16 protein-coding genes are annotated in these 16045 nt (G+C 37.8%); 13 read left to right on the top strand and 3 right to left on the bottom strand.

The annotated features are described in order from the left end of the window. Window positions 1-33 precede the first annotated feature (33 nt). Genes LQV35_RS01530 through LQV35_RS01540 form a run of 3 tightly spaced genes read left to right on the top strand, consistent with a single transcriptional unit; the run spans window position 34 to window position 2998 of the window. Window positions 34-2409, top strand: a complete 2376-nt coding sequence (locus LQV35_RS01530; RefSeq protein WP_230056109.1) for a heavy metal translocating P-type ATPase — start codon at window positions 34-36, stop codon at window positions 2407-2409. Continuing rightward, window positions 2402-2617, top strand: a complete 216-nt coding sequence (ccoS, locus tag LQV35_RS01535; RefSeq protein WP_230056110.1) for a cbb3-type cytochrome oxidase assembly protein CcoS — start codon at window positions 2402-2404, stop codon at window positions 2615-2617. The genes LQV35_RS01530 and ccoS overlap by 8 nt, the downstream gene beginning before the upstream one ends. Before the next feature lie 3 nt (window positions 2618-2620). Then, window positions 2621-2998 carry a cupin domain-containing protein gene (locus LQV35_RS01540; protein ID WP_230056111.1) on the top strand — a complete coding sequence of 126 codons (378 nt, stop codon included), beginning with the start codon at window positions 2621-2623 and terminating at the stop codon, window positions 2996-2998. An 18-nt stretch (window positions 2999-3016) separates the two neighbouring features. Here the strand turns inward: LQV35_RS01540 and ydiJ are convergent, their stop codons facing one another. The 3 genes from ydiJ to LQV35_RS01555 all read right to left on the bottom strand — a co-directional run bounded on the left by ydiJ (window position 3017) and on the right by LQV35_RS01555 (window position 8390). After that, window positions 3017-6079, bottom strand: a complete 3063-nt coding sequence (ydiJ, locus tag LQV35_RS01545) for a D-2-hydroxyglutarate dehydrogenase YdiJ (protein ID WP_230056112.1) — start codon at window positions 6077-6079, stop codon at window positions 3017-3019. A gap of 14 nt (window positions 6080-6093) precedes the next feature. Beyond that, window positions 6094-7524, bottom strand: a complete 1431-nt coding sequence (gene glnA / locus LQV35_RS01550; protein ID WP_230056113.1) for a type I glutamate--ammonia ligase — start codon at window positions 7522-7524, stop codon at window positions 6094-6096. Window positions 7525-7610: 86 nt separating this feature from the next. Continuing rightward, on the bottom strand, window positions 7611-8390 hold the full coding sequence (locus tag LQV35_RS01555) for a histidinol-phosphatase (RefSeq protein ID WP_230056114.1): 780 nt from the start codon (window positions 8388-8390) through the stop codon (window positions 7611-7613). 102 nt (window positions 8391-8492) lie between these two features. Between LQV35_RS01555 and LQV35_RS01560 the strand changes: the two genes are divergently transcribed. Genes LQV35_RS01560 through LQV35_RS01605 form a run of 10 tightly spaced genes read left to right on the top strand, consistent with a single transcriptional unit; the run spans window position 8493 to window position 16044 of the window. After that, a complete protein-coding gene (locus LQV35_RS01560; RefSeq protein WP_230056115.1) occupies window positions 8493-9224 on the top strand; it encodes a chemotaxis protein in 732 nt (243 codons plus the stop codon). Beyond that, entirely contained in the window at window positions 9224-10483 is a 1260-nt protein-coding gene (locus LQV35_RS01565) for a peptidase U32 family protein (protein ID WP_230056116.1), read from the top strand. The genes LQV35_RS01560 and LQV35_RS01565 overlap by 1 nt, the downstream gene beginning before the upstream one ends. After that, complete coding sequence (gene purE / locus LQV35_RS01570) at window positions 10483-10977, top strand: 5-(carboxyamino)imidazole ribonucleotide mutase (RefSeq protein ID WP_230056117.1); 495 nt, start codon at window positions 10483-10485, stop codon at window positions 10975-10977. Before LQV35_RS01565 ends, purE begins: the two co-directional genes overlap by 1 nt. A gap of 9 nt (window positions 10978-10986) precedes the next feature. Next, window positions 10987-11457 carry a DUF3972 domain-containing protein gene (locus LQV35_RS01575; RefSeq protein ID WP_230056118.1) on the top strand — a complete coding sequence of 157 codons (471 nt, stop codon included), beginning with the start codon at window positions 10987-10989 and terminating at the stop codon, window positions 11455-11457. After that, the gene (locus LQV35_RS01580) at window positions 11450-11815 is read left to right on the top strand and encodes a hypothetical protein (RefSeq protein WP_230056119.1); all 366 of its coding nucleotides are present in this window, start codon (window positions 11450-11452) and stop codon (window positions 11813-11815) included. Before LQV35_RS01575 ends, LQV35_RS01580 begins: the two co-directional genes overlap by 8 nt. 39 nt (window positions 11816-11854) lie before the next feature. Further along, window positions 11855-12715: a glycine--tRNA ligase subunit alpha gene (glyQ, locus tag LQV35_RS01585; protein ID WP_230056120.1), complete on the top strand. Its 861-nt coding sequence runs from the start codon at window positions 11855-11857 to the stop codon at window positions 12713-12715. Next, on the top strand, window positions 12702-13424 hold the full coding sequence (locus LQV35_RS01590) for a Nif3-like dinuclear metal center hexameric protein (protein ID WP_230056121.1): 723 nt from the start codon (window positions 12702-12704) through the stop codon (window positions 13422-13424). Before glyQ ends, LQV35_RS01590 begins: the two co-directional genes overlap by 14 nt. A gap of 9 nt (window positions 13425-13433) precedes the next feature. Then, window positions 13434-14141 (top strand): zinc ribbon domain-containing protein, encoded by a 708-nt coding sequence (locus LQV35_RS01595; protein ID WP_230056122.1) that lies wholly within the window; start codon window positions 13434-13436, stop codon window positions 14139-14141. A 12-nt stretch (window positions 14142-14153) separates the two neighbouring features. Next, complete coding sequence (gene waaA, locus LQV35_RS01600; protein ID WP_230056123.1) at window positions 14154-15308, top strand: lipid IV(A) 3-deoxy-D-manno-octulosonic acid transferase; 1155 nt, start codon at window positions 14154-14156, stop codon at window positions 15306-15308. Further along, on the top strand, window positions 15286-16044 hold the full coding sequence (locus LQV35_RS01605; RefSeq protein ID WP_230056124.1) for an RluA family pseudouridine synthase: 759 nt from the start codon (window positions 15286-15288) through the stop codon (window positions 16042-16044). Before waaA ends, LQV35_RS01605 begins: the two co-directional genes overlap by 23 nt. The last annotated feature ends 1 nt before the right edge of the window (window position 16045 follow it).

The following is a 16045-nucleotide window of genomic DNA, read 5'->3' on the forward strand; positions in this document are numbered from 1 at the left end:
GAAAAAATAAATTTGAAAGAAAAATGTAATTTTATGTCAAAATTTAAGTGCTCACATTGCCAGCTTGTATTTGATGAAAATTCAGCTATAACAAACGACAGCGGTCAAAAATTTTGTTGTAGTGGGTGTAAAAATGTTTATGAAATTTTACATGAAAGTGGCTTTGATGAGTTTTACTCAAGACTTGGTAAATCCACCCTAAGCCCTCAAAATAGCCTAACTATAACAAAGCAAAGCGTTCAAAGCTTGTATAAGGAATTTGTCAAAAACGAAGATGGTTTTAATAAGATAAACCTTGTCATAGAGGGCATTCACTGTTCGGCTTGTATCTGGCTAAATGAAAAGGTTTTACACTCTATGCCGGGTGTGATCGAGGCTAGTGTAAATGCCACAAATAACAAAGCCACCGTTGTTTGGGATGAGGAACTTATAGGCTTGGCTGAAATTTTGACTGGGCTTAATGCTGTTGGATACCGTGCTTATGCTTATGATATAAGCCGTGAAGAGGAGCGTATGGCGGCAAAAAGGCGTGAGTTTTACATGAAGCTTTTGGTTGGCATTTTTTGCGTGATGAATATCATGTGGATCGCCGTATCGCAGTATGCGGGCTATTTTAGTGGGATAGATGCAAGTGTGCGAGATATATTAAATTTTGCTGAGTTTTTGCTCACAACTCCTGTGCTTTTTTATACGGGGAGTGCATTTTTTAGTGGTGCAAAGATAGCCTTAAAGACTAAAACGCCTAATATGGACTTGCTGGTTATAACTGGCGCTAGTTTGGCTTATGTTTACTCTATTTATGCGATGTTTAGCCGTACTGGAGAAGTGTACTTTGATTCGGTGGCTATGATTATAACTTTTGTATTTGCGGGTAAATTTTTAGAAATTTTAAGCAAAAAACGAGCCAGTGATACTATTGATGGGCTAAATTTGCTTACTTTAAGTGAGGTTTGCGTTTTAAATGGAGAAAATTTAGAGCAAAAAAATGCCCGTGATGTCGTGGCTGGCGAAACTATCGTTTTAAAAGCTGGCGACAAGGTTTTAATAGACGGTATCATAAAAAGTGGCGAAGCTAGCTTTGATCTATCAAGCTTAAATGGCGAGAGTATCCCCGTTGTTTTGGCTAAAGATGAGAGTGTAAAAAGTGGCTCGATATGCTTAGATGGTTTGGTTTATTATACCGCAAGTGCAAATTTTGAAAGCTCGCTTTTAAGCAAGATTATCGCTATGCTTGAAAACGCAACACTCAAAAAGCCAAAAATAGAGCAGTTTGCTAATGAAATTTCGCCAAAATTTTCACTCATTGTCCTTGGTATCGCTTTGGCTACATTTTTTTATTATTTATCAACTACAAGCTTTCAAAATGCCCTTATCATAGCTATCTCTGTTATAGTTATAGCTTGCCCGTGTGCTCTTGCTCTTGCAACGCCTGTTGCAACGCTTTGTGCTCTTGGAGTAGGGCTAAAAAAGGGAGTGATATTTAAAGAGGCAAAATTTATAGAAAGTCTTGCAAAGTGCGATACTGTCGTATTTGATAAGACTGGCACACTTACAAACTCGGCTCTTGTGATTAGTGAGTTTGTAAATTTTAAAGATTTTGATGATGGTGTGATACTTGCTCTTGCAAATGCTTCAAGCCACCCAGTAAGCATGGCTGTGGCAAAATTTCTTTGTAAGAATCAGCCAGCAGAGCTAACAAATGTAAAAGAGTTTGTAGCAAAGGGAGTTAGCGCCAGTTTAGATGATAAAATTTTGCTTGGTGGAAGCGCTAGATTTATGCGAGAAAATCAAATTTCGTGTGGTAGCGATGACGCTCAGTATTTTGTCGCTTTTAACGGTGAATTGGTGGCAAAATTTATCCTAAAGGATGAGCTAAGAAAGAGTGCAAAAGAGTGTGTGGATACGCTAAAATCCCTTGGTATTCGCCCACTTATCTTAAGTGGGGATACACAGCAAAATGTAAAAAAAGTCGCAGATGAGCTTGGCATTGAGTTTTGGGCTGGGGTTTTGCCTGATGAAAAGGCGGAATTTATAAGCGAACTTGTGCTAAATTCTCATCAAGTTGCTTTTGTTGGTGATGGTATAAATGACAGCATAGCTATGAGCTTGGCTCAGATTGGTGTTTGTATGGGGAGCGGAGCAGATGTGAGCTTGGAAAGAAGTGATGTAGCGCTTTTAAATAACGATCTTGCGGCATTTACAAGTGCTGTAAAGCTTTCAAGAGCAACCCTTAGAAAAATAAAGCAAAATCTCTTTTTTAGTCTATGCTACAACGCATTTACGCTACCACTTGCGGTTATGGGGCTTATCATACCGCTATTTGCTGCTATATCAATGTCGCTTAGCTCGCTTGTAGTTGTTTTAAACTCGCTTGCGTTAAGGCGAGAATTTAAGGAGAAAAATGGATAGTTCGGTTTTGATGATAATGCTTGCAGTATCGCTATTTTTAGGAGCTTGTGTACTTTTTGGAGTGATATGGGGTGTGAAAAATCGCCAGTTTGATGACTACCGTAAATTCCTAGACGGAGCACATTTTGACGATGAAGATGCGTTAAATGATGCTTATGAGCTTGAAAGGCGCAAAAAAGAGGCGTTAGAGCGTAAAAAGCAAATTTGAGTCATGATAAAAAATCTCTTTGAAGATCTTAATTTCTCCTCTCAAAATGAGCTTGTTTGTGATGTTTTTATGGGTAAAAATTTTCGTATCGAGCGGATACTTTCATACGGACAAACAACAAATTGGCAAGAGCAGGACGAAGATGAATGGGTTTGCGTTATAGATGGTAAGGCTAGGATCTTGTTTGAAGGAGAGCTTGGCAAGCAGACTGCTCTTTGTTTTTTAAATTTACAAGATAAGATAATTAAAGAAAAAAGCATTGAGGTTTTGCTGCAAAAGGGTGATGCTCTCTTTATCCCAGCTGGTGCAAAACATAGAGTTAGTTACACCCCTAAAGGTTGTTTTTGGCTTTGTGTTTTTGCAAAAAATCAACTAGTATAAAATGAAGCCGAGCCTGTCTTAAAACAAGCTCGCAAGTGCTTGCACGGGGTGCTTTGGCTTTACACCTTCAAATCTTGCAACTTGACTTCTGCAAGAGTAGCCTGTGACCAAACAGCGTGAAACATCTCTTAGTTTAAGTTTTGCGCCCCATGAGCTGTCATAAATTTCTTTTGAAATTTTTTGGTTTTTCACTTCATGTCCAAAAACACCAGCCATGCCACAACAGCCGACACTTTCAACACTTAGCTCTTGGTTAAAGGCTGTAAAAATTTCTTGCCACTCTTTTGGGCTATTTGGCATTTCGGTTTGTTCTGTACAGTGAGGGAAAAGGTGCCATTTTGCTGAGTTTTTGAAATTTAAACCATTTTTTACCGAGATAAAATTCTCACTTTTTACACTGGTTTTTAGCCATTCATGAGCTGTTAGAACATGAAACTTGCCTAAGTTTTCGCCTAAAATTTCAGCGTATTCATCGCGGTAACAAAGCACTATCGCAGGGTCTACACCAACCAAAGGCACTTCAAGCTTTGCTATGCGTGAGAGCATATCTGCTGCATTTTTTGCAGTGCGTGCAAACTGACGCAAAAAGCCTTTGATGTGCTGGGCTTTGCCGTTTGGCTTAAATGGCAAAAGTACCGGCTTAAAACCCATGCCAGCACAAAGTCGCACAAAATCAGCCACTACTTTTGCATCATAGTATGATGTAAATGGATCTTGTACGATAAATATCATATCTTTTAGTTCATCTTTACTTAGCGTTTCAAGTTCATCAAGCATCTTTTCATAGTTTTGCCCAAGCTCATCTTTTAAATTTGGCTCAGAAAGTGATGGTAGAGCGGTCATGCCAATAGTTTTTTCTGCTAGAGTTTGTATAAATTTCATATTTGTAATGGCATTAAAAAACTCTGGCTTTTTTGCTAAAAATGGAGCGACACTTTCTAAATTTGCCACAACATAGTCTTTTGGCTCTCTTAAATATCGTGAGTGATAAAAATAGAAAAATTTTGAGCGAAAGCTTGCGACATCGATCTTTATAGGGCACTGACTAGCACAGGCTTTGCATGCTAAGCATGTGTCCATGGCATCTTTTACTTCGTGTGAGAAGTCGTATTTGCCCTGCCATTTACCTATAGTGTTGGTAAATTTCTGTGCTAAGTCACTTAGGCTTGGTGTTGCAGTGCGAAAGTCTAAGCTTTCAGGGTTTACGCCGTTTTTACTAAGTAGCGTTAGCCACTCTCTTACTATACCAGCTCTTCCTTTTGGTGAGTGCAAACGGGAGCGCATGACTTTCATTGACGGGCACATAGCGCTATCAGCATCAAAGTTAAAGCAAAGTCCATTTCCGTTGCATTCAAGTGCACCTTTATACTGAGCTCTTGTTTGTTCTGGTATTAGCCTATCGCTATCGGCTCGCATAGAAGAAAGGATATCGTAAAGCTCGTCCGCGCTATCTTGCGGAGTGCAAATCTTACCTGGATTTAGGCGGTTTGTAGGATCAAATAAAAACTTGACATACCTAAGCTCACTCCAAAGCTCTGGTGTGAAAAATTTCTCTGCGTAACATGAGCGAATCCCTTTTCCATGCTCGCCCCACAAAAGACCACCGTATTTTGCTGTTAGTTCAGCCATGCTGTCTGAAATTTGCCTAAAAAGCTTTACCTGCTCTTTATCATAAAGATTAAGTGCTGGGCGCACATGAAGCACTCCCGCATCAACATGCCCAAACATACCATAGCTAACTCCATAACCATCAAGCAGTTTCCTAAACTCAGCTATATAATCTGCCAAATTTTCAGGCGGCACACAGGTATCTTCAACAAAGGCAAGTGGTTTTGTATCGCCCTTAGTCTTTCCAAGTAGCCCAACAGCCTTTTTGCGCATTGCATAAATTTTTAGTATCGAGGCTAGATCTTTGCATACTTGATAGCCTATGATGCCATCTTCATTTTGTAAAATTTTAGTGTCTAGTTTTTGACAAAGTTCGCTTACTTTAGCATTAATAACGCTATCGTTATCTCCTGCAAACTCAACGATATTTAGCCCCAAAATAGGCTCTTTTTCTTCGCTTAAAAGCTCTCTTACAGAGTGCCAAACTATATCGCTTTTGGCTAAATTTAGTACTTTTGAATCAACAGTCTCAACAGAAAGGGCGTTTGCGCTTACCATAAAAGGAGCGTTGCGTAATGCCGCGTCAAATGAGCGGTATTTTACATTTATAAGGGTTCTAAAATTAGGGATCGGCAGCAAATTTAGCGTAGCCTCTGCGACAAATGCAAGGGTACCTTCGCTACCAGTTATAATGCGAGTGAGATTAAACTCGCTTTCATCATCATTAAAGACATTTTTTAGGTCATAACCAGTTAAAAATCTATTAAGCTGTGGTAGATCTTTTAAAATTTGCTCTCTTTTTTGCTTACAGCGATTAAAAATCTCAAGATGTAAATGCTTACAGGTAGGGCTAAACTCGCTTAAATTTTGCTCAAAATTTTCACATTTTATAGCTTTTGTTTCAAGCTCTTCGCCGTTTATTAACACCACTTTTAATCCAAGCGTATGATCTGATGTTTTGCCATACCTTAGCGAGCCTTGACCTGAAGCATCTGTGTTTATCATGCCTCCGATGGTTGCTCTGTTGCTTGTTGAAAGCTCTGGTGAGAAAAATAATCCATAAGGTTTTAAAAAGGCATTTAGTTCATCTTTAACTATACCCGCTTGAACGGTTACTTTTTTAGCATTTTCGTCAAAGTGTAAAATTTTATTCATATACCTAGACAGATCAACGATGATGTTTTTATTTAAAGCTTGTCCGTTTGTGCCTGTGCCACCACCCCTTGGCGTAAAGCTAAGAGTGTTAAATTTTGGCAAATTTGCAAGTTTTGCGATAAGTGTTACATCATTTGTATCTTTTGGGTACAAAATTGCCTCAGGAAGCAGCTGATAAACGCTATTATCAGTAGCCATACTAAGGCGTTCAGAGTAGGTTTTGGCGATGTCGCCACCAAAATTTTGAGAGTCTAAAGCCTGCAAAAAATCCAACACTACGGCAGAAGTTTGCGGCACATCAGAAAGTCGTGGCAACATGCTGATCCTTTATATTAACAAGAGTAACAAGTCTTAAACTCGTAAGCTGTTGGACGCGCCTCATAAGGCCAAACTTGAGTTTCAAATTTAAAATGCTGATAGTCATCTATAAATTTTGGCGTCATGATAGGGCTTAGATACTCATTATCGCGGATAAGCGCCTCAAGGCTTCCACGAAGAGTGTGCGGAAGTTGCTCTATGCCGCGCTCTCTAATCTCATCAAGATGAAGCTTAAATAAATTTTCATCCATTGGACCCACTGGCTCATATCTATTTTTCACACCATCAAGACCAGCCATAAGCATCGCTGCAAAGGCTAAATAAGGGTTTGCGGTGCTATCAGGAAAACGCATCTCTGCACGAACTGATTTTTCTCCTGAGCCATAAGGTATTCTTATAGAAGCAGAGCGGTTTTGACTAGAATATGTAAGAATAGATGGTGCTTCAAAGCCTGGGATAAGGCGTTTATAGCTATTTGTGCTTGGGTTTGTAAATGCAGCGACACTTCTTGCGTGTTTTAAAATTCCGCCTATATACCAGCGAGCAAAATCACTTAAATTTGAGTAGTTGCCAGCACCGAAAAATAGGTTTTTGCCATCTTTCCAGATTGATTGATGTACGTGCATGCCACTTCCGTTATCGCCATAAAGTGGCTTTGGCATGAAAGTTGCACTCTTGCCGTTTAGGTGAGCTACCATTTTTACAACATATTTATAGATTTGCACATTATCAGCAGCTTCGACCAAAGTGCCAAATTTTACCCCTATCTCCCCTTGTGCCTGCGCTACTTCATGATGTACAACAAACGGCTCAAGCCCAACTTGCTCAAGAACATTTACCATCTCAGACCTTATATCAACCATACTATCGATAGGTCCGGTGGCTAAGTAGCCTCCTTTTGTGCGAGGACGATGACCTGTGTTGTAGCTATCTTTAAAATCTCTAGCGTCGTTCCATTCGCCCTCTTCACTATCTACTTCATACATTGCACAGTTAGTTTTGTCTATGATTTTAACATTATCAAATATAAAAAATTCATTCTCAGGACCAAAATACGCCACATCGCCCATGCCGCTTTCCTTTACATAAGCCATGGCTTTTTTGGCTATCGAGCGTGGGCATTTTTCATACATCTCGCCTTTGTAAATGTCATAAACATCACAAAAAACTACAGCTGTAATGTCTGATGTAAAAGGGTCTAAAAATGTGCTTATAGCATCTGGCATAAGTATCATATCTGACTTATCTATCGGCTGCCAGCCACCCGCAGAGCTTGCATCAAAAGGGATACCAACTTCAAAATTTTCTTTATTTATGACTTTAAAATTATATGTTAAAGTATGCCATCCGCCATTCATATCAGTAAATCTAAAATCCACAAATTTCACTTCATGCTCTTTGCAAAAAGAGAAGAACTCATCAACACTATTTACAAATTTTCCCATAATTTTCTCCTTTGGGTTTTTAATTTTTGTATTGTATCATAAATTTTTATATTTAAGCTTAATTTTATTTAAAAATTACTAGCAATTTAAAATTTTACAAAATGTCTATCTCGTTGCTCAAAAAATGCACACTTGCTAAAGCCCATTTCTCGAGCTAAATTTTCACATTTAGCACCCTCAAAGCCTACTTGCTCTGGAGCATGAGCGTCTGAGCCAAAAGTTATAGGTATATCAAGCTCATAAATCATTTGTAAAATTTCACGGCTTGGATACTGCTCACAAACCGGTTTTCTTAATCCAGCTGAGTTTATCTCAACTACTAAATTTGCTTTTTTTATGGCATTTAAAGCATCTTTTGCTAAAATTCTTATATCAGTTTTTGGTAAAAATTTAAATATTTTCATAAGATCAATATGCCCCACAATATCAAATTTACCGCACTTTGCAAGCTCTTTTATGCAAAGAAAATAGTCTTGCCAAATTTTATCTATATCCTTATTTTTGTATTCGCCGATAAACTCAGGGTTGTCAAATCCCCAGCCGCCTATAAAATGAACAGAGCCTATCAGGTAGTCAACTTTTCTTCTAAAAACTCGTTCATCCATAAAGCCATCTAGAAAATCAACCTCATAACCAAGTAAAATTTTTATATCATTTTTATAAATTTCTTGCAAATTTTTAACCAAGCTTTCATACTCATACATCTGATCAAAACTCATTCGATAAGCCTCATCAAAGCCCATTGGTGCATGGTCACTGATACCATAAATTTCGCATCCGATGGATAAAGCTTGTTTTATATACTCAGTCTGCTCTTTAGTTGCGTGTTTGCAAAGGGTTGTGTGATTGTGTAGATCAACTTTCATGAGCTGCCTTTTTTGCGTTTTTGTTATTGTATCACAAAGTGTTAAAGTTAGCTTTAAAAGAAGTGATAGTATAATCGCAGTAATTTTAAATTAGGAGCTTTTATGACCCAAGAGGAACTTGATGCCTTGATGGCTGGTGATCTTGATGATATTGTTGATGATACACCAAGCGAGTTAGAGCAGGTATCTAGCGAAGAGGAAATTCCTGCTGAAGAAGCGCCAGCAAAACCAGTTGCTGCTACAAAAATAGATGAAGATCTGGCTAAAAACTATAGAGTAAGCCCCGAAACTGCATGGCCACCTCCTCCTCCAACAGATGATCATAAGATGGTTAATCAACTTGATGATGTCACTAGAGATAGTGAGAAAAAGGCAACTGAGCTACTTGATAAGCTTGATACCATAAATAACTTTTTTATGGACAGTGAAAGTGCTTGCAACGCAGCAAAAAAAGATATTGATAAAAATATTGAAATTTTTACCACTTTAAGTGAAAAATTCCCAGCTATCGAGGCATTTACTGAATCTCTTGAGCGTAACAAAAAGATGAAGAAAAGTATGGAAAATACCATCGGCGATTTGCAAATGGGTCAAGATGAGATTATGATGGCTATGGATATGATGCAGTATCAAGATATACATCGTCAAAAAATAGAGCGTGTTATAAATGTAATGCGCGCTCTTAGCAAGTATATGAGTAGTCTTTTTGAGGGTAAGATAGATGATGAAAAGCGTGTTAGCTCAGCAGTACACATCGCTGGTGACACATCGACTGAAAATCTTGTAAGTAACGACGATATCGAGGCTCTTATAGAAAGTTTGGGCAAAAAATAGTGCTTAGACCTGAAATTTTATCTCCAGCAGGCGATCCGCAAAAGCTACGCATCGCCTTAGAGTATGGTGCTGATGCAGTGTATGCAAGTGTGGCTAGCTTTTCACTTCGCACACGCTCAGCTCGCGAGTTTGACCTTTCTAGTTTTGAGGAAGCTATCGCATATACACATGAAAAAGGTAAGAAATTTTACGCTACTATTAATGCTTTTCCTTTTAATGGGCAGATCGAGCCGTTAAAGCGCCATATTCAAACTATTAGCAAATTTAAACCAGACGCTTTTATCATCGCTACTCCGGGTGTTATGAGCCTAGCAAAAGAGATAGCACCTGAGATTGAGATACACCTTTCTACTCAGGCAAATGTCATGAACTATCTTGATGCTAAGCTTTATCATGAGATGGGGGCAAAACGCATCGTTGTGGCTCGTGAAATGAGCTTAAAAGATGTGATAAAGATAAAAGAGTTAGTGCCGACCCTTGATATAGAAATTTTTGTTCACGGATCTATGTGCTTTGCTTATTCTGGTCGCTGTTTGGTCTCTGCTGTGCAAACTGGTCGCCAGTCAAACCGTGGAAGTTGCGCGAATGATTGCCGTTTTAAGTATGAACTTTATGCCAAAAACCCCGAAAGCAACACTCTCTTTCGTCTAGAAGAAGACCCAGAAGGTGGCACGCACATAATGAACTCAAAGGATTTAAATTTATCTGCCCATATTGATGAGATTATTAAATCAGGGGTGGTTGATAGCTTAAAAATAGAGGGGCGAACAAAGAGCGAGTACTACGCAGCTTGTGCCACTAGGGCATATAAGATGGCGGTTGATGATGCAATGAGTGGCAAATTTGATGCTAAAATTTATACCGCCGAGCTAAATACTCTGAAAAATCGTGGTTTTACCGATGGCTATTTAGTCTCTAGACCTTTTGAGCGAACCGATACACAAAATCACACAAGTAGCCTAGAAGAGGGCACTCATCAAGTCCATGCGATAAGTGAAGATGGCGAATGGTTTAAGTGTAAATTTAAAATAATACCAAACGAGATCTATGAGGTCGTTGCTCCGCTTGGGTTTAGTATACAAAATAGTAAAAATGAGATCGGCGAAGTTTTTAATGAAAATGGTAAAATTTGGCTTAAATTTAGTAAAATTGAGACAAAAAAAGGTAAAATTTTAGACGAAATTCATAGCGGAAATGAAAATGAGTTTAGATCCGTGGCAAAACTTTGTAAATTTAGCTTTTTAAGAAAGGAAATTTAATGAAATTTGTATCGATTATAATGGGTAGCAAGAGTGATTATGAGGTTGTAAATGAGGCTGCAAAGTTACTTGAAAAATTTGGTGTAAAATATGAGCTTATCATAAGTTCTGCTCACCGAAGCCCAGAAAGAACGCATGAGTATGTTAAGGCTGCCGAAGCAAAGGGTGCGCAGGTATTTATAGCTGCGGCTGGTATGGCTGCTCATCTTGCTGGAGCTATAGCTGCAAATACAACAAAGCCAGTCATTGGAATTCCTATGGGAGGCTCAGCACTCAACGGTATAGATGCGCTTTACTCAACTGTTCAGATGCCAAGTGGTATGCCTGTGGCAACAGTTGCTATCGGTAAGGCTGGAGCTTTAAATTCAGCCTATCTTGCTATGCAAATTTTAGCCCTGCAAGATAGTGAGCTTGCAACAAAATTAAAAGATGATAGAAAAGATAAACAAGAGGCTTTAAAGGCTGATTCGGCAAAGGTAGAAGTGATACTTTAAGGGGGTAAGATGCAGACTTTTTTAAAGATAGATGAGTTTTGCAAGCTAGTGCATTTAGAGCGTGAAGTTATAGAGGGTATGATAGAGCGTGGCGTGCTTAATACAAAAATCGAAGAAGATGGTGAAATTTTAATCGAAGCTAGCCAGGGTACGATGAGTGTTGTGCCCACAACTAGCAGTGATCTGAGCGTTAATATGAATGCTGTTGTTGGCGAAAGCTTTGTTGAAAAGACTATTGGCACGATACTAAATTTACACGAAAAAGTTCTTGATGCAAAAGACGAGACGCTTGATGTGCTAAGAAATGAGAATAAATTTTTAAAAGAGGCACTTTATTCGATGCAAGAGCTTTATGATGAAGACAGAAAGACCATAGATACGCTAACGGCACAACTTAAGCACTCGCAAGAAGAGGTTGAGTTTTTAAAGCGAAAGTATAAATTAATGTGGAACAAGGCGGTTGAAAATTTTAATGCATGATTTGACTGGCAAAACACTAGAAAGCTCGTTTGCTTGCGTGGTTGGTGATGAGATAGTTCAGATCTTTTTACAAGTTGGGGGAAAGTGGTTTTTTGTATGCAGTCCAAAAGATACAAATAGTATAAAATTTTCTCAAAGTGATGACCCTATAACGCTAGACTTAGAGCTTACTAGAATACCAATGATAACGCAGTTTGAAGGACTTGAAGTTTTATCTTTTCAAGAAATTTTTGAAGATAAAAAGGCTATCGGATTCATAGTAAATTTTAGTGAACTATCCGAAAAAAGTTTGATTTTAAGCAAAAGCTTAGAAAATACTCTAAAGATGGGCGTGTCAAATTTTATCGATAAATTTTAGATATGATAATATAAAAAATAGTATAAACAAGGAAGAGATATGACATTTTCAGAAATTATTTTAACCCTACAAAATTACTGGCGAGAGCAAGGTTGCGTGATAGTTCAGCCTTACGATATGCCAGCAGGTGCGGGAACATATCATCAAGCGACATTTTTAAGAAGTCTTGGCAAAAAGCCGTGGGCTACGGCTTATGTAGCACCATCTCGTCGTCCAACTGACGGTAGATACGGCGAAAATCCAAACCGTTTAGGAGCTTACTATCAGTTTCAGGTTCTTATAAAACCAAGCCCAGAAAATATCCAAGAGCTTTATCTAAAAAGCTTAGAGCGTCTAGGTCTTGATCTTAAAAAACACGATATTCGCTTTGTTGAGGACAACTGGGAGAGTCCTACGCTTGGTGCGTGGGGGCTTGGCTGGGAAGTTTGGCTTGATGGTATGGAAGTAACGCAATTTACCTATTTTCAGCAAGTTGGCGGTATAGCGTGTGAGCTAATAAGTGGCGAGATAACCTACGGACTTGAGCGACTTGCGATGTATATACAAAACAAAGATAATGTCTATGACATAGTTTGGGACGATAAAAACGGTATTATAACATACGGCGATGTGCATAAACAAGGCGAATATGAGTGGAGTAAATATAACTTTGAGATAGCTGATGTAAGTATGCTTTTTAATCAGTTTGAAAATGCCTTTAAAGAGTGTAAAAGATGTTTGGAAGCTAAAATTTCACTGCCTGCTTATGATTATTGTATGCTTGCGGCTCATACTTTTAATGTCCTTGATGCTCGCGGTGCTATTTCGGTAACTCAAAGGCAAGATTACATCTTAAAAATTCGCGAACTTGCAAAAGAGTGCGCTGTAACATATAAAGAAAGTTTAAATGAAGATAGCTGAAATTTATGATTTTTTAGATAAATTAAGTCCATTTGATACGCAAGAGAGCTGGGATAATAGCGGGCTTTTGGTGGGCTCATTTTATGATGAGGTGCAGCGTATATACCTAAGTCTTGATATTGATACTAATTTGGTGCAAAATGCCTTGCCAAATTCTCTTATCATCGCACATCATCCGCTGATTTTTAAGGGGCTTAAGTCGCTTGATTTTACTCGCTATCCAAGCAATCTTATAAATTTAATGATTAAAAAAAACATAAGCTTAATCGCCGCTCACACAAACTATGATAAAGCCGTGTTAAATGAGTATTTTGTGAGTGAAGTTTTAGGGCTTAAAATCTCACAAAAGGATGAGTTTTTAGCTTATGCTGAAGTTGATATGAGCTTTGATGAGTTAGTAAAGTTTGCAAAAGTAAAAATGGGCTTAGAAAATTTACGTTGCGTAAGAGCAAAAGAGCGAGTAAAACGCATAGCAGTTTGCACTGGAAGTGGGGTTGATCTCATACCTTTTGTAAAGGCTGATGCGTTTTTAACTGGCGATTTAAAATACCACCAAGCACTTGAAGCCAAAGAAAATTTGCTAAATTTAATAGATATCGGACACTTTGAGAGTGAGGCGTATTTTGGGGCATCTTTGAAAAAATATTTGCAAAATTTCAAAATAGAAGTTATAATAAGCGATTTTAAAAATCCATTCACGCATTATTAAGGAAAATTTATGAATAAATATCTACAACAAGTCGTCGAGTTGTCAAAATTTGATAAAGAGATCGACGCATTTACTCCACGCATTGAGAGCGTTCAAAAATCTTTTAAAGCCGTTCAAGATGAGCTTGATGAGATTAACACAAAGATTGAGCAACTTGATACAGACATAAAAGAGATGAAAAACCAAAAGTCATTAACAGATGCGCACATTGCCGAGTTTTCAGTAAAGATAAAAGATGTTGCTAAAAAAAGTGGATCAGCAAAGAGCGAGAAAGAAGTTAAAGCTTTAAATTTGGAAGAAGAGATAGCAAGAGAGCAACTTGAAGCAGCAAACGAAGAGATATCAAGACTTGAAAAAATTATCGAAAATAAAGTAGCTAGCAAAACCGAACTTAGCGAAAAACAAGCTGAACTTAGCGAAAAACAAGCACAGATTCAAAGTGAAATTTCAAGCGAGCTTGAAGCGATAGAAAAAGAGCGTGAAGAGGTTTATAGTAAAAAAACAAAGCTTGTTGGTGAAATGAACCAAAAAATTCTTACATTTTATGAAAAAATTCGTAAATGGGCACGCAACACAGCCGTTATTCCTGTTAAAAAACAAGCTTGTTATGGTTGCTTTATGCAGATAAATGATAAAACTTTTGCGGCTGTTGTGCATGGCGATGATATCGTTACATGTCCGCATTGTGGTAGAATTTTATATAAAGAAAACGCTTAAGACTCTGCCCTCGTGGTTGCGATTTACTACATTTTAGCCCTGATAGTTTGGATCTTTGGGGCTATTTTTTTACTTATTTTTAGTTTTAAAAGCAAATACAAACACTCTATCCCTGCAAGATTTTTTCTTTTTAAAAATCCAAGCTTTAAAGAGGCTCAGATTCATTTTCATGCATGTAGTTTTGGTGAAATTCAAGCCCTAAAGCCCATTATGCAAATGTTTGAAGATAAGGCTATTAGTGTTGTTACAAACACTGGCTTTGAGGCAGCAAGTAAAATTTCTGCCAATACTCGCTTTTTGCCATTTGAAATTTTCTTACCATTTTGGCTAAAACCATCAAAGGTTTTGGTAGTTTTTGAGGCTGAACTTTGGCTTATGTTGGTTGCCATAGCAAAGGCAAAAGGGGCAAAAGTTTTACTAGTAAATGCTAGAATCTCAGATAGAAGCTATAAAAGATATTTAAAATTTGCATTTTTTTATAGAAAAATTTTTAGCTTCATTGATGTAATATATGCACAAAGCCAGATTGATAAAGAGCGCTTAAGTGCACTAGGGGCTAAAAACATTATCGTAAATGGTAATATAAAATCAGCATTTTTGCCTCAGCCAAGCAAAAAATTTACCAAGCCAAAAGAGCGAGTGATAGTCCTAGCTAGCACACACGAGGGTGAGGAGAAAATTTTACTTGATAGCATTTTGCCATCACAAAATGACAAATTTATAGTCGCACCACGCCATCCAGAGCGTTTTGCGATGGTTAAAGAGCTTGTAAAAGCTTGGGCGCAAAAACACAAAAAGAGTTTTGCAAGTTTTAGTCAAAGCAAGAGTTTAGAAGCTGATGTTATCTTGCTTGATACGCTTGGTGAACTTGTAAATTTCTATGCCATTAGCGATGTTGTAGTTCTTGGTGGTAGTTTTGTGCCAAATGTTGGAGGTCATAATCCGATTGAAGCAGCACAGTTTAAAAATGCTATAATTAGCGGAAAACATATATTTAACCAAAAAAGTTTATTTACGCTTTTAAAAGGCGTTTATAATGTAGATGTAAGCGAAGTTAACAGCTTGCTACAAAGTGAGTTGGAAATTTGTCAAATAGCCCAAAAAGGCGATGCAAATATAATAATCGATGAGATAAGGAGAGGCTGTGGCACAGGAAAAAGCATATAAACTACTTGCACTTCAAGAAAACATTTCAAACAACGAAGCAAAGGCGCTAATAGACGACGGACTTGTTTTTGCTAAAGGTCAAAAAGTACTGATAGCGCGTGGCTTGATGAGTGATACGACTAAATTTTCAGTGCAAAAACAGCCAAAGCCAAATGTTATATTTGAAGATGAAAATCTTTTAGTGATTAATAAGCCAGCTTTTATAACTAGCGAAAAAATAAGCCAAATGTATAAATTTCCACTCTTGCACAGACTTGATAAGGAGACAAGCGGTGTTTTGATGTTGGTAAAAAATGATGAATTTCAAAAAAATGCGATAGAAGAATTTAAAAAAATGCGCGTTAAAAAGGTTTATTTGGCGATAGTTAAAGGCATTGTAAGCGAGGATATGACGATAAATGAGCCCATTTTAACTATAAAAACAAAGGGTGGTGCTCACTCTAAGATTTCAAAAGATGGCAAAGAGGCGATAAGTCATGTTGCTCCACTTATGGTTGTTGGTAAAAAATCGCTTGTAAAAATAGCCATAGATACTGGTAGAACTCATCAAATTCGCGTCCATCTATCATCCTTAAATCATCCCATCGTAGGGGATGAAAAGTATGGTAAAAATCGAGCAAATAGAATGTATTTGCATAGCTATTTGGTGGAATTTTTGGGGTATAAGTTTCGTGCTGATTTACCTAGTGAGTTTAGTGAATTTGGTTTTGAAATTTCAAGAAAATTTGAGATTTAAA

This window comes from Campylobacter suis, from assembly GCF_905120475.1.
Classification (GTDB): domain Bacteria; phylum Campylobacterota; class Campylobacteria; order Campylobacterales; family Campylobacteraceae; genus Campylobacter_A; species Campylobacter_A suis.